Genomic DNA, 23104 nt, shown 5'->3' on the forward strand with positions numbered 1-23104 from the left:
AGGCGCTGGAGGATCTGTGGATCTGAAGTTGGACCACCATTCCGAGGACCGTCTCACCATCGTTGAGGTCGAGGGTGAGATCGATGTCTACACCGCGCCCAGATTGCGTGAGCTCCTGATCGACCTGGTCAACAAGGGGAACTTCCACCTGCTCGTCAACATGGAGAAGGTCGACTTCCTTGACTCAACGGGCCTTGGTGTCCTGGTCGGCGGGCTCAAGCGAGTTCGGGCGCACGACGGCTCACTGGAGCTGGTCTGCACCCAGGAGCGCATCCTGAAGATCTTCCGGATCACCGGACTGACCAAGGTCTTCGGAATCTATGCCTCGGTCGAGGAGGCCAAGGAAGTTCACGGCCGAGACAAGTAAGTCAATGGCTACCGTCGAGCTGACGTTCAGCGCCCTTCCCGCCCACGTGCGCACGGCACGTCTGGTCGCCACGGCGATCGCCAGGCGCACCGGCGTGGAGGAGTCACTGCTGGACGAGGTACGGCTCGCAGTCGGTGAGGCGTGTTCTCGGGCTGTCGAGGCGCACCGCCTCCACTGCCCGGGGGAGCCGATCCGCATCGAGCTCCGTGATGACCAGGGGCGTTTCGAGGTGACCGTCACCGATTCGGCGCCGAGCGATGAGCTGGAGCAGGATCGTGGGCTGTTACGGTTCGACGATCCCCTGGGGCAGCTCCCCGACACTCTGATGTCCGGCTTCGGCATCGCGGTCATCGTGGGGCTGGCCGACGACGTTCAGGTCTACCCGAGCCAGAAGGGCATGTGCATCCGCATGAGCTGGCCCGCGGTGGCCAACGGCCTGCCCACGGTCTGACGGCGGGAGAACGTGACCTGACAGCGGGAGAATCTGCTCCGGCAGTGGTGAGACCTCGGCAGCCGGGCGCGTCTGGGACGCGCCCGGCTGTCCGTTTTGGACGATAGTTTCAGTCAAACATAATTTTGACATCTGTAGCCCGAAACGGGCAGAAGCCCTGGCGGCGAGGGATGATGCCCCGGTCCGGGCAACCTTTAGGCGGCCGAGTCGGGAAAGATTACTGATCCGGTCATTAACTGGCTCCCCGCGGAGGCTTCATATCGGCGTCCTCGCTGCGTAGACTCCCCGGCACCGGCCAAGGTTTGTCCTTCGGAGCGGCCCGATGACGGGTTCGGTCCCGGGGGAGGTCTGCGGACGCAACCGGAAGCGGCACTGCCAACCACCCCGGACGTGCGCCGCTCCAACTGCCGATCACCTACTCGCAGCGCACTCCGGGCAGGACGTGTTCCCGTCTTGCCGAGGAGAGTCGGATGTCTGTGCTTCACCCAGCCGCTGCGAAAGAGCCAGCGGTCTCCCTGAGCGGTTCCCATTTCAACATCGTGATCGTGGTGGCCGTGGTGGCCCTGATCGCGCTCGTCGTCGCCGGTGTCCTCGTGCGAGAGGTGCTGGCCGCCGGTCAAGGCACCGAGCGCATGCGGAACATCGCGCGAGCCGTGCAGGAAGGGGCCTCCGCGTATCTGACGCGGCAGTTCCGGACACTCGCGGTGTTCGTGGTCCTCATCCCCTTCCTCCTCTACCTGCTTCCCGCGGAGTCGACCGGTGTGGCCGTCGGCCGGTCGGCCTTCTTCGTGGTCGGCGCGCTGTTCTCCGCGCTGACCGGCTTCATCGGCATGTGGCTCGCGGTCCGCGGGAACGTCCGCGTCGCGGCGGCCGCCCGGGAGTCGGGGGAGAAGGTCGCGATGCGGATCGCGTTCCGCACCGGTGGTGTGGCCGGCATGGTCACCGTTGGTCTCGGCCTGCTGGGCGCCGCGATAGTGGTGATCGCCTACGGGGGTGAGGCTCCGGCGGTGCTGGAGGGCTTCGGGTTCGGGGCCGCGCTGCTCGCCATGTTCATGCGGGTCGGTGGCGGCATCTTCACCAAGGCCGCCGACGTCGGCGCCGACCTGGTCGGCAAGGTCGAGCAGGGCATCCCCGAGGACGATCCGCGCAACGCCGCCACCATCGCCGACAACGTGGGCGACAACGTCGGCGACTGCGCGGGCATGGCCGCCGACCTGTTCGAGTCCTACGCGGTCATGCTGGTGGCCAGCCTGATCCTGGGCAAGGTCGCCTTCGGCACCGAGGGCCTGGTCTTCCCGCTCGTCGTCCCGATGATCGGTGTGCTCACCGCCATCATCGGCATTTTCACCACCGCTCCGCGCAAGGGCGACCGCAACGGGATGGCCGCGATCAACCGGGGCTTCTTCATCTCGGCTGCCGTCTCGGCGATTCTCGTCGGCGTCGCCGCCTTCCTCTACCTGCCGAGCAGCTTCGCCGGGCTGACCGGGGTGAGCCCGGAGATCGCCGCGGTCACCTCCGACCCCCGCCTGATCGCCATCGGCGCGGTGCTCATCGGCCTGGTGCTGGCGAGCGCCATCCAGATCCTCACCGGCTACTTCACCGAGACCAACCGCCGCCCGGTGAAGGACATCGGGGAGAGCTCCCGCACCGGTCCCGCCACCGTCATCCTGTCCGGCATCAGCGTCGGCCTGGAGTCGGCCGTCTACTCGGCACTGATCATCGGCGCGGCTGTTTATGGCGCGTTCCTGCTCGGCTTCGGCAACGTCACCGTCGCCCTGTTCGCCGTGGCCCTGGCGGGCACCGGCCTGCTGACCACGGTCGGTGTGATCGTGTCGATGGACACCTTCGGCCCGGTCTCGGACAACGCCCAGGGTATCGCCGAGATGTCCGGCGACGTGGAGGGCGAGGGCGCGCGGGTGCTCACCTCGCTGGACGCCGTGGGCAACACCACCAAGGCCATCACCAAGGGCATCGCGATCGCCACGGCCGTGCTCGCCGCGACCGCGCTGTTCGGAGCGTTCCGGACGGCGATCGAGACCGAACTGTCCAAGGCGACCCAGGGCGTGAAGGAGGCGCTCGGCTCGTTCAGCACGTTCAGCCTGAGCGTCGACTCCCCGAACGTGCTCGTCGGGTTGATCATTGGCGCCGCGGTGGTGTTCATGTTCTCCGGCCTGGCCATCATGGCGGTCGGCCGCGCCGCCGGGCGGGTGGTCTTCGAGGTCCGCGAGCAGTTCCGCACCAAGCCGGGGATCATGGCCGGTACGGAGCTGCCCGACTACGGCAGGGTGGTGGACATCTGCACCCGTGACTCGCTGCGGGAACTGGCCACGCCGGGCCTGCTGGCCGTGCTCACCCCGATCGCCGTCGGCTTCGCCCTCGGCTACGCGCCGCTGGGAGCGTTCCTGGCCGGGGCCATCGCCTGTGGCACGCTCATGGCGGTCTTCCTGGCCAACTCCGGCGGCGCCTGGGACAACGCCAAGAAACTGGTCGAGGACGGCCACCACGGAGGCAAGGGCTCGCCGGCCCACGAGGCCACCATCATCGGCGACACGGTCGGCGATCCGTTCAAGGACACCGCCGGACCGGCGATCAACCCGCTCCTGAAGGTCATGAACCTGGTGGCGCTGCTGATCGCTCCGGCCGTGGTGGCCTACGCCGACAACGTGGCCCTGCGGACCGGCGTCACGCTGGTCGCGGTCGCCGTCGTCGTCGGCGCGGTGGTCGTCTCCAAGCGCCGTTCCGCGAGCATCTCCCCGACCGAGGAGAACCGGGTGGACCGCGAGCGGGAGCCGGTGTCGAGCTGATCGAGGTCTGACGCGGGATCCGGCGCGGGTCCGGCGTGAGATCCGGCGCGAGGGGGTGCACGGGCACGTGTACCCCCTCGCGTGCGCGGACCGTTCCGGTGGGAAACTGGGCCCATGGAACAGCAGCCCTCCGGAGGCAGAGCACTCGTATTCATCCTGCTGGCGATGGCCGCGGTATTCGCGGTGATCGTGGGGGTGGCCATATGGGCGGCGAGGTGACGATGCGCACGCTGATCGTTCTCCGGCACGCCAAGGCGGTGCACATCCCCGGCCTCGCCGACCGGGAGCGCCCGCTCACCGGCCGTGGCCGGCGGGACGCCCACCGGGTCGGCGAGACGCTCGCCGGCATGGGCCTCCAGCCCGACCTGGTGCTCTGCTCGCCGTCGGCGCGGACCCGGGAGACCGCCGAGCTGGCCCTGCCCGGAGCGGACATCACCCTGGAGTGGGCCATCTACCAGGCATATCCCGACGAACTGCTCACGCTTGTCCGGCGGAGCGACCCCGAGATCCGCACGCTGGCCCTGGTCGGCCACAACCCCGGAGTCCACGAACTGGTCCAGACCCTCACCACGGAGGGCGACGACCCCGGCTTCCCGCCCGGCGCGTTCGCCGTCATCGAGACCGACGGTGAGTGGGCCGGGCTCGACGCCGGGCGCGGCGTCGTGCGCTGGAGTCCCAAGGAGCACTGAGCCCCCGCCGGTGCGGACCGGAGGGACGGGAGACCCGTCTGCCACCCCCGCGCCGTCCGACCCTGGGAGTGGCATGCGGAGGATCGCCGAGGCGCTGCGCGGCGACTTCGTGATCGCCGGCCGCCCCGCGTGGGGATACGGCCTGCTGTGCGCGCTGGGCATCTGCCTTCCGCTGCTGTCCGGCGTCCTCCTCGGCCACCCCCGCGAGGGCGCCGCGATGGCCCTCGGCGGCTACCTCACCGTCTTCGGCGACGCTCCGGGCCTGCCGTACGGCGAGCGCACCCGCAAGCTGCTCACCACCGTGCTCATGATCACGCTCGGCGCGGGCCTGGGACAGCTGATCCAGCCCTGGCCGTGGCTCGCGGTCGTCGTGGTGGGCCTGGTCGCCGCGGCCGGCGCCTACTGGCAGGTCATCAGCGTTCCCTCGGTGCTCGCCCTGACCCTGACCTACTTCGCCCCGCCGGGCACCGGCGTGCCCGCCCATATGGCGATCACCGCGGCCGGTGGCCTGCTGATCACCGCGCTGCTCGTGGTGCTCTGGCCGGTGCGCCGTCTCCAGCCGCTCCGCGCGGCCTTCGAGGAGGCCGGTACCGCGCTGGCCGACCTCCTGGCCGCCGCGGGCCGCGCCCCGCTCTCGGACGAGAGCTGGGAGCCGTTGCGCCACCGGGCGGTCACCACCCGGCGCGACGAGGCCAGGGCCTTCTCCCTGTACCGGGTGTCACCGGAGGACGACCGGGCCCTGGAACGGCTGCTGACCACGTTCAACCGCCTCTTCCAGGAGACCGTCGCGCTGCGCGTGCTACGGGCGGCGGCCGTACAGGCGGATCTGGACGCGGGGTGGACCGAGGAACTGCACACGGCGGTCGAGGCTCTGGCCCGCGCGTTGCGGGAGGCGGTGACGCTCGGCGGCTCGGCCGCGGTGCCCGAGGCGATGGACGCCATGGCGCGGTTCGGTGGCCGGGTGGCCGAGATCCGCCGGGCCGCCCACGCCGGTGACACGCCGCTGCCTCCGGCCGTGCTGCTCGGACAGATCCGCCGGTGCCTCGACCGGATCGGGACGGCGGTGCGGTCGATGTCGCGGCAGGCGGTCGAGGCGGTCGAGGTCGGACCGCGCCTGCCCAGGTTCCACCGGCTCCGTAAGCCGGTGTTCTCCACCGGCCACCACCCGGTACGGCTGGGCCTGGCGGTGACCACGGCCATGGCGCTGATGCTGCTGGCCCACGAGCACTACGCCAAGTGGTTCGTGGTGACCGTGATCGTCAGCATCCGGCCCGCCTACCGCGACACGGTGGACCGGGTGACGCTCCGGGTGCTGGGCACGGCGGTGGGCGCCGTGGGGGCGGCGGCGGTGCTCGCGATCGCACCGGGCCACCTGTATCTGATCGTGTTCATCGGGGTCTGCGCGGTGCTGGGGTTCGCGTTCCGGGGGTCGAGCTACGGCTACTGGACGATCTTCGCCACGCCGCTGTCGCTGATGCTGTCGGACTTCACCGTGCCGCTCGACTGGGGCGCGGCGGCAGCCCGGGTGGCGCTCACGGTCGCGGGCGGGGCGCTGGCGCTGTTCTCCGCCCGGCTGCTGTGGCCCAGGGGGCACCGGGCCCGGCTGACCGGCGGGATCGTGGACACGCTCGAACGGCACGCGGCGCTGGTGCGATCGCTGATCGACCAGGACCCCGACGTGGTGCGCTCCAGGATCTCCTCGGCGGCCGACGCCGCGGGCCGGCTCACCGAGTCTCTGGACCGTTTGGACAAGGAACCGGGGGGCAGCGCGCCGCAGCGTCTCAGGGACGCGGTGACGGCCGCCAGACGGCTGCGGGACAACGCGCTGGCGCTGTTCGCGGTGCCCGCCCCCGCCGAGGACTCCGGGCCCACGGTGACGGTCCTCGACATGGTCGCCGACCGGCTGGAGAACGTCGCCGAGGCGGTCGGGACGGGACGTCCCGAGGCTCCGTCCGACGCTCTGGACCGGGTGCTCGACGAGCTCGGCGCGCATGTGGACCTGCTGGCCGCCCGGCGGCTGGACGAGGTGACCGAGGGGGACCCCGATCGGATGACCGGGATCCGCCGGGAGATCATGCACGCCGCCGCCGCGCAGCCGACCCTGAGGGGACTGAGCGCGGAGGCTCTCCGCCTGGCCTCGCTCACCGCTCCACGGCGGTGACGCGCCGGCGTCGTGCCGGGCCCGGTGCCGGACTCCGGCCGGCTCCGCTCACCGCCCCACGGCTCCGCTCACCGCCCCACGGCTCCGCTCACCGCTTCACAGCGCCGACGCCGTCCTCGGCGTCGGCGGCGTCGACCTCGGCGCGCGGGATGCCGAGCAGATAGAGGATCGAGTCGAGGTAGGGCACGTTGACCGCGGTGTCGGCGGCCTTGCGGACCACGGGCTTGGCGTTGAACGCGATGCCCAGACCGGCCGCCGCGATCATGTCCAGGTCGTTGGCGCCGTCACCGATGGCCACGGTCTGGCTGATCGGGATGCCCGCCTCGCGCGCGAAGCGCTCCAGCGCCCGAGCCTTGCCCGGCCGGTCGACGATCTCGCCGACGACCCGGCCGGTGAGCACGCCGTCCACGATCTCCAGGGTGTTGGCCGCGGAGTAGTCGATCCCGAGATCCTCCACCAGGGCGTCGGTGAGCTGGGTGAACCCGCCGCTGACGATCGCGAAGCGGTAGTCCAGCCGCTTGAGCGTGCGGACCAGCGTGCGGGCGCCCGGGGTGAGCACGAGCTCCTTGCGGACCTTCTCGAAGATCTCCTCCGGCAGGCCCGCCAGCAGCGCGACCCGCCGGCGTAGCGACTCGGCGAAGTCGAGCTCGCCGCGCATCGCCTCCTCGGTGACCCGGGCGACCTCCTCCAGGCAGCCCGCGTGCGCGGCCAGCAGCTCGATCACCTCGGCCTGGATGAGCGTGGAGTCGACGTCCATCACGATCAGCCGTTTGGCCCTGCGGTGCAGGCCGCTCCGCTGCACGGCCACGTCCACCTGCTGGGTGTGCGCCTCGATGGCCAGTTCGGCGCGGAGCGTGGCGGGGTCGGCCCCGGACACGGCCAGCTCGATGCAGGTCACCGGATAGTTGGACAGCCGCTCGATCCGGTCGATGTTGGCGCCGGCCGCCGCGATCCGGCCGGTGATCCCGGCCATCGCGGCGGGCTGCAGGGGCGCGCCGAGCACGGTGATGTGCAGCCGTCCGCGTCGCCGCTTCTCCTGGAGGTCGGAGGCGGTGGACAGTTCCACCTCCAGGCCCAGGTCCCCCGCGGTCCGCTCGACGGCGGTCCACAGGGCGCCGAGGGTGCTGCCGGTCCCGGTCGAGGGATCGCCGGCGTAGGCGACGAGTACGCCCAGGGTGAGCCGTCCGCGTATGACGACCTGCTCCACATCGGCGACGACGATGGGGAAGCCGGCGAGGACGGAGAAGAGCCGTGAGGTGACGCCCGGTCGGTCGGGGCCGGTCAACGTGATCAGAAGCGTGCGCTGGTTCATCGGTATCTACGCTACTTGGCTCCGGAAACGATCGTGAATGCGGTTCGTCGTCCGGACGCCCGGCGTTCGCGCTCCTCCGCCGTCCGATGTCGTCCGCGGCTCTCGCGCGGGTTCACCGCGACGGCCCCGGCTCCGAGGCGATCTCGTCCGGCGGGGAGACGGAGACCGCCCGGGGCGAGGGCGTGCCCGGCCGACGGCCGAGAGGCGGGACGGGGACCGCCCGGGGACGGCGCCCTAGCGCACGATCCTGGTCTTGACCTTCTTCACGAAGTACCAGTGCTTGATGCCCATGCGCTTGAACTCGTCACGGTTGAGGTCCTCGGCGCCGGTCGGCAGGTCGACCGTGTCGACGCCGAGCAGGGCGGTGGCGGTGCCCCGGGCCTTCCGGCTCAGCTTCACCACGACCTCGATGCTCTCGTACTCGTCGATCTCCAGGGCGTTCGGCGTGAAGCACCAGAAGCCGTCCTCGTAGGAGCCGCACCGGGTGCCCTTGGGGGCGTACACCGCCGACAGCTTCGAACCCTTGGGCAGTACGCCGCCGGTCCAGAACGAGTCGGCGAGGTGGGGGCCCTTGTTGGTCGCCTTGATGCGGTAGGTGATCTTCCCTCCGGCCCGGACCCTCTTCGGCGCCGAGACCTTGACGTCGAAGGAGGAGAAGGGGTCGTCGGCCTTCTTGACGACCCCGGCGGTGGTTCCGGCGGGGGCGGCCGAGGCCGGCGTGGCGAGGAGCATCGTGCCCGCGAGCGGGGTGACCAGGGCAAAGGCTGCGATCTTGGAGATCGGGTAACGCATTGGACGTCTCCCAGGTGGGGGGACGGGGACGCTGCGACCGTCCCCGTACAAGGCCGCAGCGTTTTATCACATATAACGAGGTAAAGGAAATTACAACTATCCTATGGCGTTTTTAGCGGGGCTCCCGGCGCGGCAGCCGTACCGGACCGGCCGGAGGCCCGCGCCGACCGGCATTTCGCGTACGGCGCCGCCTCCGGGCGCCCCGCGTCCACGCCGGACAGGCGCCCCGCGTCCACGCCGGACAGGGGTCAGCGCAGGATCCGGGTCCTGACCTTCAGATACTTCAGGTCCACCCCGGTTTCGAGACCGTGGATGTTCAGGGTGTCGAGTCCGCCCGCCGGGACGTCGATCGACGCCGTGGCGAACTCGGCCGTGGCGGTGCCCCGGGCGCCGCCCTTGAGCCACACCTTGACCTTGACGGTGGCCGTCCTGCCGGGCTTCAGGGTGTCCAGCAGGCAGCCCACCTCGCGCCCGTCCGCCTCGCAGTAGGAGCCGGAGGGGCCGGTGATCCGCACCTTGCGGGCCTGCCGGGGGACGTAGCCGCCGACGTAGGCGATGTCGGTGGCCCACTCCCCGACGTTCCTGCTCTTGAGCGTGTAGACGATCGTGTCACCCGCCCAGGCCCGGCGCGGATAGTAGGCGGTCAGCTTCAGCGGTGAAAGCGGCGGGCTCACGAGGGGCGCCGTCCGCGGTGCCGGGGCGGCGTTCGCGCTCTGCGGAACGAACAGCAGACCTCCCGTCAGGGCGAAGGCGGCGAAGGCGGTCAGGTGCCGGCGCATTTCTCACTCCACTTGGAATTCGGGGTTTCCTGGTGATTTGCCGGTATCAGCATGCGACGGCGCACTTGGAAACCCCTTGTGGCTGACTTGGCCCACCACGGTCTGCGGGCACCTGCCACTCCGCGGGGGGAGAGGCGTCAGACCAGCTCGGTGATGGCGTGGTGGGCGGCCACGCGGGCCCGCCGTACCGCGCGGTCGAGGTCGCGCAGCGCACGGCCGCGGACGGCGACCTCACCCGAGGTGAGCCCCCGGTCGTCGGCGATCCGCAGCACCGAGGTGAGCCGGGCCGCCAGGGCGGCGACCCGGTGGGCGCGGGCCGGATAGCCCGGGGCCAGCCCGTCGTCGAAGGTCTTCACCTGCCGGTACCCCTGAACCGGGCCCGCCACCCCGAGCAGGGCGTCGGTGGCCTCGCGCATCGCGAGGGTCAGGGCGTGCTCGGCCTCGGCCAGCGAGGGGACGGCCGGAGCGCTGACACCGGCCTCCTGCACGCTCCAGCGCACCCCGGCGTACGATGAGCCGCGGCGGTCCTGTGCCGGGACCAGCCCGAGGCATCTGCCGGGAAGCACGGCTATCACCGCCTGCCCGGCTTCGATGGCCGCGGAGTTGAAGGGGGGCGGTCCGGTGAGTCCGAGCGGGTCGCCCGCGACGGGCAGTGCCAGGCGCAGCGATTTCAGGCTCTCGACTCGCAGGTCGGCCAGGAAGTTGCGCAGTGGCACGTCCCCCCTCTCACCGGCGACGAGCTGGGGACCGGCCTGGTGTTCCACCCGGTCGGCGGCCTCGTCCAGGCCGGCCTGTCCGGCGAGCCAGGCGTTGCCCCAGCAGACCAGGGTGGCCGAGATCTGTGAATCAGGGTGCACCGACCCACGATATGCGCTTGTCCTGCAATAGGTTTTGTTCCAGTGATTCTCAAGGAGGCGTCAGGGATGGGCGGTCAGGTGCTTCGGCTACAGGACGTCACCGTTCGCAGGGACGGGGCGGCCCTGCTGCGAGACATCGACTGGACTGTTCACGAGGACGAGCGGTGGGTCGTCGTCGGTGCCAACGGCGCCGGGAAGACGACGTTGCTCCAGGTCGTCGGGGCGATGCTGTTCCCCACCGAGGGGGTGGTGGAGATCCTGGACGAGCGGCTCGGCAAGAGCGACGTGTTCGACCTGCGCTCCCGCATCGGGCTCGCGAGCTCCGCGCTCGCCGAGAAGGTGCCGCCGGAGGAGAAGGTCATCGACCTGGTGCTCACCGCCTCCTACGCGATCCTCGGCCGCTGGACGGAGGAGTACGACTCCCACGACGTCACCCGGGCCGTCGAGCTGATCGACCAGTTCGGCTGCGCCCATCTGATCCGGCGCCGGTTCAACACCCTGTCGGAGGGGGAGCGCAAGCGGGTGCAGATCGCCCGGGCGCTCATGCCGGACCCCGAGCTGCTGCTGCTGGACGAGCCGGCCGCCGGGCTGGATCTGGGTGGCAGGGAGGATCTGGTCCGCCGTCTGTCGATGTTCGCGCACGATCCGAAGGCGCCGACGATGGTGCTGGTCACCCACCACGTCGAGGAGGTGCCCCGTGGGTTCACCCACGCGCTGCTGCTCCGGCACGGCTCGGTGATCGCCCAGGGACCGATCGACGAGGTGATGACCGCCGAGAACCTGTCGGGCACCTTCGGCGTCCCGCTCAGCCTGGAGCGCGGGCGCGACGGACGCTGGTACGCCCGCGCGCACCAGTTCTGAGGCCGTTCCCGGCCTGTTTACGCTGTTCAGGGGTCGGTAACAGGAAAACCAAATATCATTTCGGAGCGAGAGATCCACTTGACTCGACCGTCCGGAGTGGCTCATGGAATTGCTTGTCGCCTCGTTCGCCGCGGCCGTCGCCCTGGGATTCCCCCTTTTCAGGGCGATCCATATCGTTCCGCAGGCCAGTGCCGGGGTCGTGGAACGACTCGGGCGTTACCACCGGACACTCGCCCCCGGGCTGAACCTGGTGGTTCCCTTCATCGACCGGCTCAAGCGGACGGTCGACCTGCGCGAGCAGGTCGTCTCCTTCCCGCCGCAGCAGGTGGTCACCTCGGACAATCTGGTCGTCTCGGTGGACACGGTCGTCTACTTCCAGGTCGCCGACCCGCAGGCCGCGACCTACGAGATAGCCGACTTCCTGATCGGCGTCGAGCAGCTCGCCGTGACCACGCTCCGTAACGTGGTCGGCGCCATGGACCTGGAGCGCGTGCTGACCTCGCGGGAGGAGATCAACACCGAGCTGCGCGGGGCGCTCAACGGCGCGGGCAGCTGGGGCGTCCAGATCAACCGGATCAGGCTCAAGGCGATCGAGCCGCCCGTCGCCATCCAGGAGTCGATGGAACGGCAGATGCGCGCCGACCGCGACAAGCGGGCCGCCGTGCTCGCCGCCGAGGGGCAGAAGCAGGCGGCCATTCTCGCCGCCGAGGGCCACAAGCAGGCCGTGGTGCTGAAGGCGCTGGGTGAGGCGGAGGCCATGGTGCTCAAGGCCCAGGCCGACGCCGAGGCCAAGGCGATGCGGGCCAAGGGGGAGGCCGAGGCGATCGGCATGGTCTTCCGCGCGATCCACGAGGGCCGGCCGGATCAGCGCCTTCTCGCCTACCAGTATCTCCGGACGCTTCCCGAGATCGCCAAGGGCGACGCGAACAAGGTTTGGATCGTTCCATCCGAGATGACCAAGGCGATCGAGAGCCTGGGCAGCCTGTTCGCCGGAAAGGAGACCCCCGCCGCCGACTAGACCCCGCCCTCCTCCTAGCATCCGGGGAGTGCCGTGCACCGTCACGGGCGCGAGCCGTGGGAGCGGGGGAGATGTATGACGCCGTGGGAGGCGATTGCGATCTTCGTGGCCGGGGTCGGAGCCGGCGGCGTCAACGTCGTCGTCGGTTCGGGGTCGCTGATCACGTTTCCCACCATGGTGGCCGCGGGGATGCCGCCGATCATCGCCAACGTCTCCAACAACATCGGGCTGGTGCCCGGGTCGCTGACCGGCGCGCTCGGCTACCGTGCCGAGCTGACGGGGCAGCGCGAGCGGCTGATCCGGCTGGGAGCCGGTTCGATCGTGGGCTCGCTCATCGGCGCGGTACTGCTGCTCCTGCTGCCTCCCGGCACGTTCACCGTGGTGGTGCCGGTCCTGATCGGCCTGGCGTGTGTGCTGGTGGTGGTCCAGCCCAGGCTCAACAGGTGGCTGAGCGCCCGAGGGGAGGAGAGACTTCCGCACGGCGGCCCCTGGCTGTGGATCGGCGTCTTCGCCGCGGGGATCTACGGAGGTTACTTCGGCGCGGCCCAGGGCGTGCTGCTCATCGGACTGCTCGGCAGCTTCCTCGACGACGACCTGCAACGGGTCAACGCGGCCAAGAACGTGCTCTCGCTGCTGGTCAACGCCACCGCCGCGGTGCTGTTCATCCTGGTCGCGCAGGTGGACTGGCGGGCGGTGGCCCTGGTCGCGGTGGGCGCCTCCATCGGCGGGTTCCTCGGCGCGAGGGTCGGCCGGAGGCTGCCGGCGCCGGTGCTGCGGGGGGTCGTCGTCTGTATCGGTGTGGTGGCGATGGTCAAACTGCTGTACGGCTAAATCCCGGTAACTCTGGGTATAAACCGAATATGAAGGGCGACAGAGTAGAGATCGTCATCGACGCGGGCGACAGCTCGCGTACCTACGAGGTCGCCGCCACCCGGGCGGGGCGCCGGGTCGAGGTGGCCAACCGCCGCGGTGGTGTGGTCGAGGTGAGCGAGGTCACCCGGACCGGTACGGCCGTGCGCACCGCCCGTTTCATGTCCAGCCGGATCCTCGCCCTGGTCGAGCACCCCGCCGACTGACCCCGGGGTGGGTTACGCCAGGGCCGGGCGGACCTGGAGGACGCCGTCGCGGCGGATCCGGGTCTCGAAGTACGGCTGCGGCGCGGTGGCCGGGCCGTGCGCGACGGTCCCGTCGGAGAGCCGGAAGGTGCTGCCGTGCCACGGGCACACCACGCAGGCGGTGCCCCCCTCGGAGACCAGGCGTCCCTGGTGCAGCGGTCCGGCCAGGTGGGAGCAGCGGTCGGCGAGCACGGTGACGCCGTCGCCGACCCGGAGCACGAACAGGTCGATGTAGCCCAGCCGCCTGGTCACCGGGCGCCCGTCGGGCAGGCTCCTGACCTCGCACAGGTCGTGCCAGCCCAGCGGGACCAGGTGGGTGACGGACTCGGCGTGGTTGGCCCCGGCCGCCTGCCGGTAGGCGAGGTGGCCGCCGAGATAGCCGCCCAGGCCCGCCGCGCCCAGGCCCGCGAACGACAGCAGCCGGCCGCGCCGGTCGTTCCCGGTGAGCCGGAGGGCCAGAGAGCCGGCGTACAGCCCCAGGGCGGTCAGGTTGGCGATGGCGTGCACGAAGCCGACCCGCTGCTGCTCGCGGTGGAGCGACGACCAGTCGGTGATCCCGGCCGCCGCCGCGGGGATCGCGCCGCCGATCCCCGCTGCGAGCACCGCACGCGCCGCCCGGGGGTCGGCGTCCGTCAGGTCGAGCACCGCGGTCGCCAGCCAGCAGCCCAGGCTGAGGTCGGTGAGGGGCGGGTGGAGCGGCTTGCCGGTGGGCACCCCGTGCAGCAGGTCGCGGAGCCGGCCAGGGCCGATGCGCCGCCGTACGGCCTTGGCCAGCACCCGGATCGGCCGGTCCATCCTGTCCGAGCGTTCGATCCGGCCCGCGACGTCGACCGGGGGCACCAGATGTCTGAAGCTCCGGCGTTTCGTTTTGACTGTTTCCTTCACGATCGCCCCCTTATCAACCCAGTAGGGACCTACCCGGGAACCGTGTCACGCACGCGCCAGATGCCCCCGGCTGACGGAGAGCTCAATGATCTCGGTGGCGTAGGAGCCGAGCGTCGCCGACCCCTCCTCAATGATCTTCACCTTCTCCAGCACCTGCTCGGCCGTCACCTTGTACAGCGACCAGGTGCCGCCCTCGTTGTGGTGGTTGGCCATGATCGGCGCGATCCTGTCGAGGGCCTTGGCGAACCGGGCCTCGGGGGTCCTGCGCTCCTCGAACTCGTCCCAGAGCGCGCGCAGCCGTACCGCCTGGTCCTCGGGGAGCAGCCCGAAGATCCGGTCGGCGGCCTTGCGCTCGATGCCGAGCTGCGCCTCGACGGCCCCGTCGTCGTAGATGAAGGTGTCCCCGGCGTCGATCTCGACGATGTCGTGGACGAGCAACATCGCGACGACCCTGTCCAGGTCGGTGTCCGGCGGGGCGTGCTCAGCCAAGATCATCGCCAGCATCCCCACGTACCACGAATGCTCGGCGTCGTTCTCCCGCCGCGACCCGTCCATGAGGGTGTTGCGGCGGACGATGCGCCTGAGCTTGTCGATCTCCATGGCGAAGGCGAGCTGAGCGTGCAGGCGGTCCTGTTCTGGAGGGGTGGTCACCTGGGCAAGCCTAATGCGCACCGATCCCCGTTTTTCGAACGATCATGGAATCGGCGCGCGGAGGCCCGCGCCCCCGGCAGGGGACGCGGGCCTGTGCGGATCCGGGTCAGCCGCCGAGGCCGAGACCCTGGGCGACGTTCTGGCCGAGGTCCTTGTGGATGTTGGTCCAGTACTCCACGACGCGCTGCTTCATCTCTGTCGTCACCTCGGGGGCTGAGGCGTGGCCGACGATGTTGCTTACCAGGTGGGAACGGTCGGTGTCGGACAGGACGTTCTCCCACAGGGCACGCGGCTGGATGTAGTCGTCGTCCTCGCGGTGCAGGGTGTAGGCGGAGCGGATGATCTCGCCGCTCAGGTGGTACTCCTCACCCGCGTACCGCGCCGGGTCGGCGACGGGACCGCCCACCGTGTTCGGGGCGTAGACCGGGTCGGCGGGGTTGTGCAGGCGCATCTGACCGTCCTTGTTGTAGCTGTGGACGGGCGATTTCGCGGCGTTGATCGGCAGCTGCTGGTAGTTGGAGCCGATGCGGTAGCGATGGGCGTCCGGGTAGGAGAACAGGCGCCCCTGGAGCATCTTGTCGGGGGACGGGCCGATGCCGGGCACCAGGTTGGCGGGCTCGAAGCCCGACTGCTCCACCTCGGCGAAGTAGTTCTCCGGGTTCCGGTTCAGGGTGAACCTGCCGATGGTGATCTCGGGGTAGTCGGCGTGCGGCCACACCTTGGTCAGGTCGAAGGGGTTGAACCGGTAGTCGGCGGCGTCCTCGAACGGCATGACCTGAACGTTCACCGTCCAGGACGGGTGGTCGCCGTTCTTGATCGCGGTGTGCAGGTCGCGGATGTGGTAGTCGGCGTCCTGCGCGATGATCGCGCCGGCCTCCGCGTCGGTGAAGTTCTGGACGCCCTGGTCGGTCTTGAAGTGGTACTTGATCCAGAACTTCTCTCCGGCCGCGTTGTACCAGAGGAAGGTGTGCGAGCCGAAACCGTGCATATGGCGCCAGGACGCCGGGGTGCCCCGGTCGGTCATCAGGAAGGTCACCTGGTGGGCGCTCTCCGGGGAGAGCGTCCAGAAGTCCCACTGCATGTTGTGGTCGCGCAGGTTGGTGTCGGCCCGGCGCTTCTGGCTGTGGATGAAGTCGGAGAACTTCTGCGGGTCGCGGATGAAGAAGATCGGCGTGTTGTTGCCGACGATGTCGTAGTTGCCCTCTTCGGTGTAGAACTTGATCGCGAAGCCGCGCGGGTCGCGCTGGGTGTCCGGGCTGCCGAGCTCACCGGCGACCGAGGAGAAGCGCAGGAAGAGCGGTGTCTCCGTGCCCTTCTGGAAGAGACCGGCCCTGGTGAACTGGCTGACGTCCTCGGTGATCTGGAGGATGCCGTGCGCGCCGCCGCCCTTGGCGTGGACCACGCGCTCGGGCACGCGCTCCCGGTTGAAGTGGGCCATCTTCTGGATCAGATAGTGGTCCTGCAGCAGCAGGGGCCCGTTCGGCCCCACTGACTGGGAGTGTTCGTCGCTGGGCGCGGGGATTCCCACATCGGTCGTGGTGGTGGGCCTGGTGCTCATGGGCGGTCCTCCGGTGTTCTCATCATCGAGTGTCTTCGGAACGACAGTCAGGACAAACCCCCCAGTAGATGACGTCCGCCTCGTCGACCAGGTATCCGGCGTCCGAGACGGGGTCGAGGCAGGGGGCGTGTCCAACGGCACAGTCGACGTCCGTGACCCGTCCGCACCGCCGGCAGACGAGGTGGTGATGGTTGTCACCGATCCGCGTCTCGTATCTGGCCGGGCTGCCCGCGGGTTCGATCCGCCGGAGCAGTCCGCCGCGGTGCAGCGCGTGCAGGGAGTCGTAGACAGCCTGTAGAGAGACCTGACCGACCCGTTGCCGCACGCCACGGTGGACGGCGTCCACATCCAGGTGGTCGCCGTCCCGTACGGTCTGCATGATCGCCAGCCGTGCCGCGGTCACCCGCAGCCCTGCCTGACGGAGTCGGTCCTCGTCCTCCACATAACACACGTTATGTCCCATATCGGAATGATTCAAGGATTTGAGTCATCCAAGTTTGTGGTGGTTTGTGGCTTTGCCGGCCGGGGGTCGGCGTTCCGGAGGCGTCAGGAGATACCAGGACATGGCGGAAAATGTCCGGGAGACGGGTGGGGACACTGGAATCCCGACGGGCCGGGGTGTTTCGTGCATTGTGTGTGGGATGGCATCCTCGGATAGCGATGGACACCTACCTCCCCCGCCGCCTCGCCCTGGCCGCGGTGGTCACCGCCTCCGCCCTGCTCGCCGCGGCCTGCTCGGCGGCCGAGTCCTCAGCCCCGACGTCGGCCGTGCCGGACGTCGCCGAGAAACCCGCGGCCTCGGCCGAGCCCACCACCGAGCCCACCCCCGAGCGCAGGCCGTACACCATCTCCTTCGGCGGTGACGTGCACTTCGAGGGGGTGCTGCGCAACCGGCTGAACGCCGACCCCAAGACCGCGCTCGGCCCGATCGCCAAGGTGCTCGGCGCCTCCGACCTCGCGATGGTCAACCTGGAGACCGCGATCACCACCGGCGGCACCCCGGCCCCGGGCAAGCAGTTCACCTTCCGGGCCCCCGCCACCGCGCTGACCGCGCTGAAGGCGGCCGGGGTGGACGTCGCGTCCCTGGCCAACAACCACGGCATGGACTACATGCAGGGCGGGCTGGCCGACTCCCTCGCCGCGATCAGGCGGTCGAGGTTCCCGGTGGTGGGCGTGGGAAGGAACGAGGCCGAGGCGTACAGGCCGTGGCGGACCACGGTGAACGGCAACCGGGTGGCCGTCATCGGCGCCACCCAGGTGCTCGACGCCGAGTTCATCCAGGCGTGGACGGCCACCGGCGACAAGGGCGGCCTGGCCTCCGCCAAGAACGAGGCGCGGCTGCTCCAGGAGGTGCGCAGGGCGCGGAGGAACTCCGACACGGTGATCGTCCACCTGCACTGGGGCACCGAACTGCAGAAATGCCCGAACCAGGCCCAGCGCGACCTGGCGCCCAAGCTGGTCGAGGCCGGGGCGGACGTCGTCGTGGGCGGCCACGCGCACATCCTGCTCGGCAGCGGCTACCTGAAGAACGCCTACGTCAGCTACGGCATGGGCAACTTCGTCTTCTACAACTGGGGCCCGGAGACCGGCAGGACCGGCGTGCTCACCCTGACGATCAACGGGCGCGAGGTGCTCAGGGATCGGTGGACCCCGGCCACCATCCAGGGCGGCGTTCCGGTTCCGCTCACCGGCGCCGCCCGGCAGCAGGCCGTGGCCGGCTGGAAGGCGCTGCGCGGCTGCTCGGGCCTGACCGCCACCCCCGGCTGACGGTGCTTTTCGAAACGGGAAAAACGCATGATTGCCGGAGAGGACCTGACCCGGCAGGGGGCGAGCGGGCAAGATGGTGGGGTGACCATGCCTGCCGAGGAGTGCGGTGAGGCTCCGCTGCGGCGTCAGCCCGCCCAGCGGCGGAGTGTGCGCCGCGTCGAGAGAATGCTCGACGCCTGTGCCGACCTGATGGACGAGATCGGCTACGAGTCGCTGTCCACCACCCGGATCGCCGAGCGCGCGGGTGTCGCGATCGGCTCGGTCTACCAGTTCTTCCCCGACAAGCGGGCCATCGCCCAGGCGGTGACCAGGCGCCATGTGGAGCGGTTCGTCTCCCGGATCGGCAGGCGTTTTCTCCTGGAGGACTACCGGGGCTGGTGGGAGGCGGTTGACGCGATCATCGACGAGTACGTGGAGATGCACAGGACCGTTCCAGGTTTCCGCTCCCTGCACTTCGGCGACGTGGTCGACCTCAACCTGCTCGACGCGGTCTCCGAGAACAACACGGTGATCGCCGGCCGGTTGCGGGGGCTTCTCCTCCAGGAGTACGGCCTGGCCGACAGCGAGGAGCTGGACCTGGCCATTCTCGTCGCGGTCGAGGCCGGTGACGCGGTGCTCAAGCTGGCCTTCCGGCGCGACCCCCACGGCGCCCCCGAGATCGTGGCCGAGGCCAAGCGGCTGATCCGGGGATATCTGAACCGTCAGTTCGTCGGCGCCTCCGCCTGGGAGAAGCCGGCGATCCCGTCCTCGTCCGGGGCCCGCTGCGAGGAGTAGGACGGCGACTCCCGATCGGCCGTGCCCTGTCCGGGGACGCCGGTCTGCTCCTGGCGTTCCCGGTGCCTGCGCCTGCGCTCGTGGTCGGTGGTCCGCTGCCGCTCCTGGCCGGCTCCGGCCGGCGGGGATCCGGCCGCCGGGGCCTCGCCCGGTGGGAGACCGGCGGGCACGGGGATGAGCGCGGCGGGCACCGGCTCCTCGCGGTGTCTCCGCTGGGCCTGCGACGGGACCCTGCAGGGCACCGTGCCCGGCACGGCGACCGTCTGGCCCCATTCCACCGCCTCCGGAGTCGGCGTGACAAGCCGCTCCTGGCGGATCCGGCTCTCCAGGGAGAGGAGTTCGCGGTGTGCCTGCTCGACGGCGTCCATCCTCGCGGCGAGATATCCGGCGCACCCTGGAACGATCACTGAGAGCCCCACCAGGAACGTCAGTGTGAAGGTCGTCTGCTTGGACATGCCCATCGCAGCCCCTCCAAACATCACGCTCCACAAGTCAGGAGACGCCTGCCATATGCCCGCTTTCCTGGCGAAACACGCGCTTCGGAGTCAATCGTTTACATGTGGTGGCGCAAGGAATACCTGCCGTTGTGCGGACGGAACCGAGGGCCGCTCGGTACTCTCGCGATGTGGCGCATGTGACACGTGAGCAACTGGATCGGTTGCTTGAACAGGCACTTTTGGCTGACGATCACGAAGACCTTGCCCGGCGTCTGGAAGCGCTGGTCGAGGCGTACGTGTCCGGTGACATCTCGCGGGCGGCGATTCTGGTGCTCGCCGCGGAGGAATGGCGGCAGGCCGGGCAGCCGGCCTACGCCCTCGACTGCTTACAACGGGCGCTGAACGACGGCGGCGAGGTGGCCGTCGACCCGAGGGCCGGAATCGCCGACACCCTCTTCGAGCTTGAGCGGCCGGACGAGGCGCGTCAGGTGATCCAGACGATCGGGACCGGCGGCTCCGTCACCTCGGCCACCGCGCTCACGGTCACCGAGACCCTCGTCGCCTACGGGGACCTGCGACAGGCCCACCTGTGGGCCACCGAGGGGGCCCGGCGAGCGGTCAAGGACAGCGGGGAGCACACCGCCCTGCTCCGGGCCCGCTATCGCATCCGAGTGGACCTGGGGCTCCCGGAGGACGAGCTGGACGCGCTCCTCGACCTCTCGTACTGACGGACGGCACCCACCCCGGCGTGCCGTGCCGATCGTTCCAAGGACGGCCGTGCTCCGGTGGATCACGGCCGCCGGCCCGTCGCCGGGAGGATCAGGCCCGCACCGGGCCGACCGTCAGGCTGTCGCTCACCTCGTCGACGTCGACCAGGATCTCGTCCCCGTCCCTGACCTGGCCGGAGAGCACCTCCCTGGCCAGTTTGTCGCCGATCGCCGACTGGACCAGACGGCGCAGCGGGCGCGCGCCGTACAGCGGGTCGTATCCGGTCAGCGCCAGCCAGTCGCGCGCCCCCGGGGTCACCGTCAGCCGCAGCCTCCGGTCGGCCAGCCGCTTGGCCAGGTGCGTCACCTGCAGGTCCACGATCCTGGACAGTTCCTCGGTGCCGAGCGCGTCGAACAGGATCACGTCGTCGAGCCGGTTGAGGAACTCCGGCTTGAAAGCGCTCCTGACCGCGTCCATCACGGCCTTGTGCCGGGTCTCCCGGTCCAGATTCGGATCCACGAGGAAGTGCGAGCCGATGTTGGAGGTGAGGATCAGGATCACGTTGCGGAAGTCGACGGTCCTGCCCTGCCCGTCGGTGAGCCGCCCGTCGTCGAGCACCTGGAGCAGGATGTCGAAGACCTCGGGGTGGGCCTTCTCGACCTCGTCCAGCAGCACCACCGTGTACGGCCTGCGCCGCACGGCCTCGGTGAGCTGGCCGCCCTCCTCGTAACCGATGTAGCCGGGAGGGGCGCCCACCAGGCGCGCCACGCTGTGCTTCTCGCCGTACTCGCTCATGTCGATGCGGACCATGGCCCGCTCGTCGTCGAAGAGGAAGTCCGCGAGCGACTTGGCCAGCTCGGTCTTGCCGACGCCGGTGGGGCCGAGGAACAGGAAGCTGCCGGTCGGCCGGTCGGGGTCGGAGATGCCCGCGCGGGCCCGCCGTACGGCGTCGGAGACCGCCTGGACGGCCGGTCGCTGGCCGATCAGGCGCCTGCCGAGCTCGTCCTCCATGCGGAGCAGCTTGGCGGTCTCCCCCTCCAGCAGGCGGCCCGCGGGGATGCCGGTCCAGGAGGAGATGACCTGGGCGATGTCGTCCGGGCCGACCTCCTCCTTGACCATCGGGTCCTCGGGCTGACCGGCCGCGCTGGCCTCGGCGAGCTCGGCCTCCAGCCTGGGCGCCTCGGCGTACATCAGCCGGGAGGCGGCCTCGAAGTCGCCGTCGCGCTGTGCCCGCTCGGCGGCGCTCCGCACCTCGTCGAGTTTCTTCTTCAGGTCACCGACCCGGTTGAGCCCGGCCTTCTCCCGCTCCCACCGCCCGACCAGGGCGTTGAGTTCCTCCTGCCGGTCGGCGAGCTCCTTGTGGAGCCGCTCCAGCCGCTGGAGGCTGCTCTCGTCGGTCTCCTTGGCGAGCGCGAGCTCCTCCATCTTCATCCGGTCCACGTTCCGCTGGAGCTGGTCGATCTCCACCGGGCGGGAGTCGATCTCCATGCGGAGCCGGGAGGCGGCCTCGTCGACGAGGTCGATCGCCTTGTCCGGCAGGAACCTGGAGGTGATGTAGCGGTCGGAGAGCGCGGCGGCGGCCACCAGCGCGCCGTCGGAGATCTGGACCTGGTGGTGCGCCTCGTAGCGGCCCTTGAGACCACGCAGGATCGCGATGGTGTCCTCGACCGTGGGCTCGCCCACGTAGACCTGCTGGAAGCGCCGCTCCAGCGCGGGGTCCTTCTCGATGCGCTCGCGGTACTCGTCCATCGTGGTCGCGCCGATCATGCGCAGCTCACCCCGGGCCAGCATGGGCTTGAGCATGTTGCCCGCGTCCATCGCGCCCTCGGCGGCGCCCGCGCCGACCATGGTGTGCAGCTCGTCGATGAAGGTGACGACCTGCCCGTCGCTCTCCTTGATCTCGCCGAGCACGGCCTTGAGGCGCTCCTCGAACTCGCCGCGGTACTTCGCCCCGGCGACCATCGCCCCCAGGTCCAGCGCGACCAGGCGCTTGCCGCGCAGACTGGAGGGCACGTCGCCCGCGACGATCCGCTGGGCCAGGCCCTCCACCACGGCGGTCTTGCCGACCCCCGGCTCTCCGATGAGCACGGGGTTGTTCTTGGTCCGGCGGCTGAGCACCTGGACCACCCTGCGGATCTCCGAGTCACGGCCGATCACCGGGTCCAGCTTGCCCGCCCTGGCCCGCTCGGTCAGGTCGACGCCGTACTTCTCCAGCGCCTGGTAGGTGTCCTCGGGCGTCTCGCTCGTCACCCGGACGTGCCCGCGCACCTTCTCGAAGGCGTCCAGCAGGGCGCCGGGGGTGGCCCCCTCCGACGTGAGCAGCTCGGCGACGGGGCCGCCGTCGGTGGCGAGGCCGACCAGCAGGTGCTCGGTCGAGACGTACAGGTCCTCAAGCTGACGGGCCCGCATGCCCGCGGTGTTCATCACCGTGAGGAGCTGCCGGGAGCTGGACGGCGCGCCCACCGTGGAACCCTGCGCCTTCGGCAGGGCCGCGAGCCGTTTCTCGGCCTCGGTGCGCAGCAGCCGCCAGTCGGCGCCGACGCCCTCCAGCAGGGGTACGGCGGTGCCACCGGTCTGGGCGAGCAGCGCGGTGAACAGGTGGAGCGGGGCGACCTCGGGGTTGCCCTCGGCGGCCGCGCGCCTGATGGCGGAGGAGACCGCCTCCTGGCTCTTCTGGGTGAGCTTGTAGTCCATGCTTGTCTGCCTCGCTCCATTCGGAGGTTGCGGCGCCGGAGAGCCGGCGTGGTGAGGCCCCCACGGCCTTGATGGGGTCAGGCGGGTGGCAGTTGGTACCGGATCAGCGCGCGGATGGTGGCCATCTCGGCGCGCAGGCGGTGGTTCTCGTCGCGCAGGCGCAGCGCCTCGGTCTCCAGGGTCAGGATGCGCTTGATGCCCGCGAGGTTGATGCCCTCCTCCTGGGAGAGCCGCTGGACCTCGCGGAGCATCACGATGTCGCGCGTGGAGTACAGGCGCCCGCGCCCGGCCGTACGGCCGGGACTGACCAGGCCGAGACGGTCGTACTGTCGCAGGGTCTGCGGGTGGAGGCCTGACAGCTGGGCCGCCACCGAGATCACGTATACCGGGGTGTCGTCCGACAGGTCGAAGTAGCTGGCTTCCA

At 70.1% G+C, this 23104-nt stretch carries 22 protein-coding genes and 1 pseudogene; 12 read left to right on the top strand and 11 right to left on the bottom strand.

Annotated features, from left to right (window positions below):
- Positions 1 to 16: 16 nt before the first annotated feature.
- From ACWEF2_RS06595 to ACWEF2_RS06615, 5 genes are all read left to right on the top strand, one after another.
- Positions 17 to 367: an STAS domain-containing protein gene (locus tag ACWEF2_RS06595; protein WP_189791287.1), complete on the top strand. Its 351-nt coding sequence runs from the start codon at positions 17 to 19 to the stop codon at positions 365 to 367.
- 4 nt (positions 368 to 371) lie between these two features.
- Positions 372 to 818, top strand: a complete 447-nt coding sequence (locus tag ACWEF2_RS06600; RefSeq protein ID WP_453812535.1) for an ATP-binding protein — start codon at positions 372 to 374, stop codon at positions 816 to 818.
- A gap of 470 nt (positions 819 to 1288) precedes the next feature.
- The gene (locus ACWEF2_RS06605) at positions 1289 to 3622 is read left to right on the top strand and encodes a sodium-translocating pyrophosphatase (protein ID WP_453812537.1); all 2334 of its coding nucleotides are present in this window, start codon (positions 1289 to 1291) and stop codon (positions 3620 to 3622) included.
- Positions 3623 to 3825: 203 nt separating this feature from the next.
- Entirely contained in the window at positions 3826 to 4311 is a 486-nt protein-coding gene (locus ACWEF2_RS06610; RefSeq protein ID WP_453812539.1) for a SixA phosphatase family protein, read from the top strand.
- Between the two features lie 73 nt (positions 4312 to 4384).
- A complete protein-coding gene (locus ACWEF2_RS06615; protein ID WP_453812541.1) occupies positions 4385 to 6472 on the top strand; it encodes an FUSC family protein in 2088 nt (695 codons plus the stop codon).
- An 88-nt stretch (positions 6473 to 6560) separates the two neighbouring features.
- On the opposite strand, the gene serB is transcribed toward ACWEF2_RS06615, so the two are convergent.
- From serB to ACWEF2_RS06635, 4 genes are all read right to left on the bottom strand, one after another.
- The gene (serB, locus tag ACWEF2_RS06620) at positions 6561 to 7784 is read right to left on the bottom strand and encodes a phosphoserine phosphatase SerB (RefSeq protein WP_453812542.1); all 1224 of its coding nucleotides are present in this window, start codon (positions 7782 to 7784) and stop codon (positions 6561 to 6563) included.
- A 234-nt stretch (positions 7785 to 8018) separates the two neighbouring features.
- Positions 8019 to 8576, bottom strand: coding sequence for a hypothetical protein (locus ACWEF2_RS06625; protein WP_453812544.1), 558 nt, complete (start codon positions 8574 to 8576; stop codon positions 8019 to 8021).
- A 248-nt stretch (positions 8577 to 8824) separates the two neighbouring features.
- Positions 8825 to 9355: a hypothetical protein gene (locus ACWEF2_RS06630; RefSeq protein ID WP_453812546.1), complete on the bottom strand. Its 531-nt coding sequence runs from the start codon at positions 9353 to 9355 to the stop codon at positions 8825 to 8827.
- A gap of 137 nt (positions 9356 to 9492) precedes the next feature.
- On the bottom strand, positions 9493 to 10212 hold the full coding sequence (locus ACWEF2_RS06635) for a hypothetical protein (RefSeq protein WP_453812547.1): 720 nt from the start codon (positions 10210 to 10212) through the stop codon (positions 9493 to 9495).
- 66 nt (positions 10213 to 10278) lie between these two features.
- Here ACWEF2_RS06635 and ACWEF2_RS06640 point away from each other — a divergent pair, with 66 nt between their 5' ends.
- From ACWEF2_RS06640 to ACWEF2_RS06655, 4 genes are all read left to right on the top strand, one after another.
- Entirely contained in the window at positions 10279 to 11073 is a 795-nt protein-coding gene (locus ACWEF2_RS06640; RefSeq protein WP_453812549.1) for an ABC transporter ATP-binding protein, read from the top strand.
- 103 nt (positions 11074 to 11176) lie between these two features.
- Positions 11177 to 12091 (top strand): SPFH domain-containing protein, encoded by a 915-nt coding sequence (locus ACWEF2_RS06645; protein ID WP_453812551.1) that lies wholly within the window; start codon positions 11177 to 11179, stop codon positions 12089 to 12091.
- A gap of 75 nt (positions 12092 to 12166) precedes the next feature.
- On the top strand, positions 12167 to 12922 hold the full coding sequence (locus ACWEF2_RS06650; RefSeq protein ID WP_453812553.1) for a sulfite exporter TauE/SafE family protein: 756 nt from the start codon (positions 12167 to 12169) through the stop codon (positions 12920 to 12922).
- A gap of 29 nt (positions 12923 to 12951) precedes the next feature.
- Positions 12952 to 13167, top strand: coding sequence for a hypothetical protein (locus ACWEF2_RS06655; protein WP_355595829.1), 216 nt, complete (start codon positions 12952 to 12954; stop codon positions 13165 to 13167).
- 12 nt (positions 13168 to 13179) lie between these two features.
- Here the strand turns inward: ACWEF2_RS06655 and ACWEF2_RS06660 are convergent, their stop codons facing one another.
- From ACWEF2_RS06660 to ACWEF2_RS06675, 4 genes are all read right to left on the bottom strand, one after another.
- Positions 13180 to 14091, bottom strand: a complete 912-nt coding sequence (locus tag ACWEF2_RS06660; RefSeq protein WP_453812555.1) for a Rieske (2Fe-2S) protein — start codon at positions 14089 to 14091, stop codon at positions 13180 to 13182.
- Between the two features lie 45 nt (positions 14092 to 14136).
- Positions 14137 to 14691, bottom strand: a complete 555-nt coding sequence (locus ACWEF2_RS06665; protein WP_453812932.1) for an HD domain-containing protein — start codon at positions 14689 to 14691, stop codon at positions 14137 to 14139.
- Between the two features lie 157 nt (positions 14692 to 14848).
- Positions 14849 to 16300 carry a catalase gene (locus ACWEF2_RS06670; RefSeq protein WP_453812557.1) on the bottom strand — a complete coding sequence of 484 codons (1452 nt, stop codon included), beginning with the start codon at positions 16298 to 16300 and terminating at the stop codon, positions 14849 to 14851.
- 22 nt (positions 16301 to 16322) lie between these two features.
- Complete coding sequence (locus tag ACWEF2_RS06675) at positions 16323 to 16742, bottom strand: Fur family transcriptional regulator (protein WP_453812559.1); 420 nt, start codon at positions 16740 to 16742, stop codon at positions 16323 to 16325.
- Between the two features lie 218 nt (positions 16743 to 16960).
- On the opposite strand from ACWEF2_RS06675, the gene ACWEF2_RS06680 reads away from it, so the two are divergent.
- Together ACWEF2_RS06680 and ACWEF2_RS06685 are read left to right on the top strand one after the other, a co-directional pair.
- Positions 16961 to 18067, top strand: coding sequence for a CapA family protein (locus ACWEF2_RS06680; RefSeq protein ID WP_453812561.1), 1107 nt, complete (start codon positions 16961 to 16963; stop codon positions 18065 to 18067).
- Positions 18068 to 18154: 87 nt separating this feature from the next.
- Entirely contained in the window at positions 18155 to 18841 is a 687-nt protein-coding gene (locus ACWEF2_RS06685) for a TetR family transcriptional regulator (protein WP_453812934.1), read from the top strand.
- Here the strand turns inward: ACWEF2_RS06685 and ACWEF2_RS06690 are convergent.
- Positions 18769 to 19320, bottom strand: a complete 552-nt coding sequence (locus ACWEF2_RS06690; protein WP_453812563.1) for a hypothetical protein — start codon at positions 19318 to 19320, stop codon at positions 18769 to 18771. The genes ACWEF2_RS06685 and ACWEF2_RS06690 overlap by 73 nt on opposite strands.
- Positions 19321 to 19517: 197 nt before the next feature.
- Here ACWEF2_RS06690 and ACWEF2_RS06695 point away from each other — a divergent pair, with 197 nt between their 5' ends.
- Positions 19518 to 20006 carry a hypothetical protein gene (locus tag ACWEF2_RS06695; RefSeq protein WP_453812564.1) on the top strand — a complete coding sequence of 163 codons (489 nt, stop codon included), beginning with the start codon at positions 19518 to 19520 and terminating at the stop codon, positions 20004 to 20006.
- 91 nt (positions 20007 to 20097) lie between these two features.
- Here the strand turns inward: ACWEF2_RS06695 and clpB are convergent, their stop codons facing one another.
- Together clpB and ACWEF2_RS06705 are read right to left on the bottom strand one after the other, a co-directional pair.
- Complete coding sequence (clpB, locus tag ACWEF2_RS06700) at positions 20098 to 22680, bottom strand: ATP-dependent chaperone ClpB (protein WP_453812566.1); 2583 nt, start codon at positions 22678 to 22680, stop codon at positions 20098 to 20100.
- A gap of 172 nt (positions 22681 to 22852) precedes the next feature.
- Positions 22853 to 23084 (bottom strand): annotated as a pseudogene (locus ACWEF2_RS06705) (heat shock protein transcriptional repressor HspR); the annotation flags it as partial.
- Positions 23085 to 23104: the final 20 nt, after the last annotated feature.

The organism is Streptosporangium sp. NPDC004631 (genome assembly GCF_053601935.1).

What these genes read in the sequence shown, in the direction of transcription:
- ACWEF2_RS06600 (WP_453812535.1), top strand. Translation starts at nt 372, where the DNA reads ATGGCTACCGTCGAGCTGACGTTCAGCGCCCTTCCCGCCCACGTGCGC.
- ACWEF2_RS06605 (WP_453812537.1), top strand. Translation starts at nt 1,289, where the DNA reads ATGTCTGTGCTTCACCCAGCCGCTGCGAAAGAGCCAGCGGTCTCCCTG.
- ACWEF2_RS06610 (WP_453812539.1), top strand. Translation starts at nt 3,826, where the DNA reads ATGGGCGGCGAGGTGACGATGCGCACGCTGATCGTTCTCCGGCACGCC.
- ACWEF2_RS06615 (WP_453812541.1), top strand. Translation starts at nt 4,385, where the DNA reads ATGCGGAGGATCGCCGAGGCGCTGCGCGGCGACTTCGTGATCGCCGGC.
- serB (WP_453812542.1), bottom strand. Translation starts at nt 7,784, where the DNA reads ATGAACCAGCGCACGCTTCTGATCACGTTGACCGGCCCCGACCGACCG.
- ACWEF2_RS06625 (WP_453812544.1), bottom strand. Translation starts at nt 8,576, where the DNA reads ATGCGTTACCCGATCTCCAAGATCGCAGCCTTTGCCCTGGTCACCCCG.
- ACWEF2_RS06630 (WP_453812546.1), bottom strand. Translation starts at nt 9,355, where the DNA reads ATGCGCCGGCACCTGACCGCCTTCGCCGCCTTCGCCCTGACGGGAGGT.
- ACWEF2_RS06640 (WP_453812549.1), top strand. Translation starts at nt 10,279, where the DNA reads ATGGGCGGTCAGGTGCTTCGGCTACAGGACGTCACCGTTCGCAGGGAC.
- ACWEF2_RS06645 (WP_453812551.1), top strand. Translation starts at nt 11,177, where the DNA reads ATGGAATTGCTTGTCGCCTCGTTCGCCGCGGCCGTCGCCCTGGGATTC.
- ACWEF2_RS06650 (WP_453812553.1), top strand. Translation starts at nt 12,167, where the DNA reads ATGACGCCGTGGGAGGCGATTGCGATCTTCGTGGCCGGGGTCGGAGCC.
- ACWEF2_RS06655 (WP_355595829.1), top strand. Translation starts at nt 12,952, where the DNA reads ATGAAGGGCGACAGAGTAGAGATCGTCATCGACGCGGGCGACAGCTCG.
- ACWEF2_RS06665 (WP_453812932.1), bottom strand. Translation starts at nt 14,691, where the DNA reads ATGGAGATCGACAAGCTCAGGCGCATCGTCCGCCGCAACACCCTCATG.
- ACWEF2_RS06670 (WP_453812557.1), bottom strand. Translation starts at nt 16,300, where the DNA reads ATGAGCACCAGGCCCACCACCACGACCGATGTGGGAATCCCCGCGCCC.
- ACWEF2_RS06680 (WP_453812561.1), top strand. Translation starts at nt 16,961, where the DNA reads ATGGACACCTACCTCCCCCGCCGCCTCGCCCTGGCCGCGGTGGTCACC.
- ACWEF2_RS06685 (WP_453812934.1), top strand. Translation starts at nt 18,155, where the DNA reads ATGCCTGCCGAGGAGTGCGGTGAGGCTCCGCTGCGGCGTCAGCCCGCC.
- ACWEF2_RS06690 (WP_453812563.1), bottom strand. Translation starts at nt 19,320, where the DNA reads ATGTTTGGAGGGGCTGCGATGGGCATGTCCAAGCAGACGACCTTCACA.
- clpB (WP_453812566.1), bottom strand. Translation starts at nt 22,680, where the DNA reads ATGGACTACAAGCTCACCCAGAAGAGCCAGGAGGCGGTCTCCTCCGCC.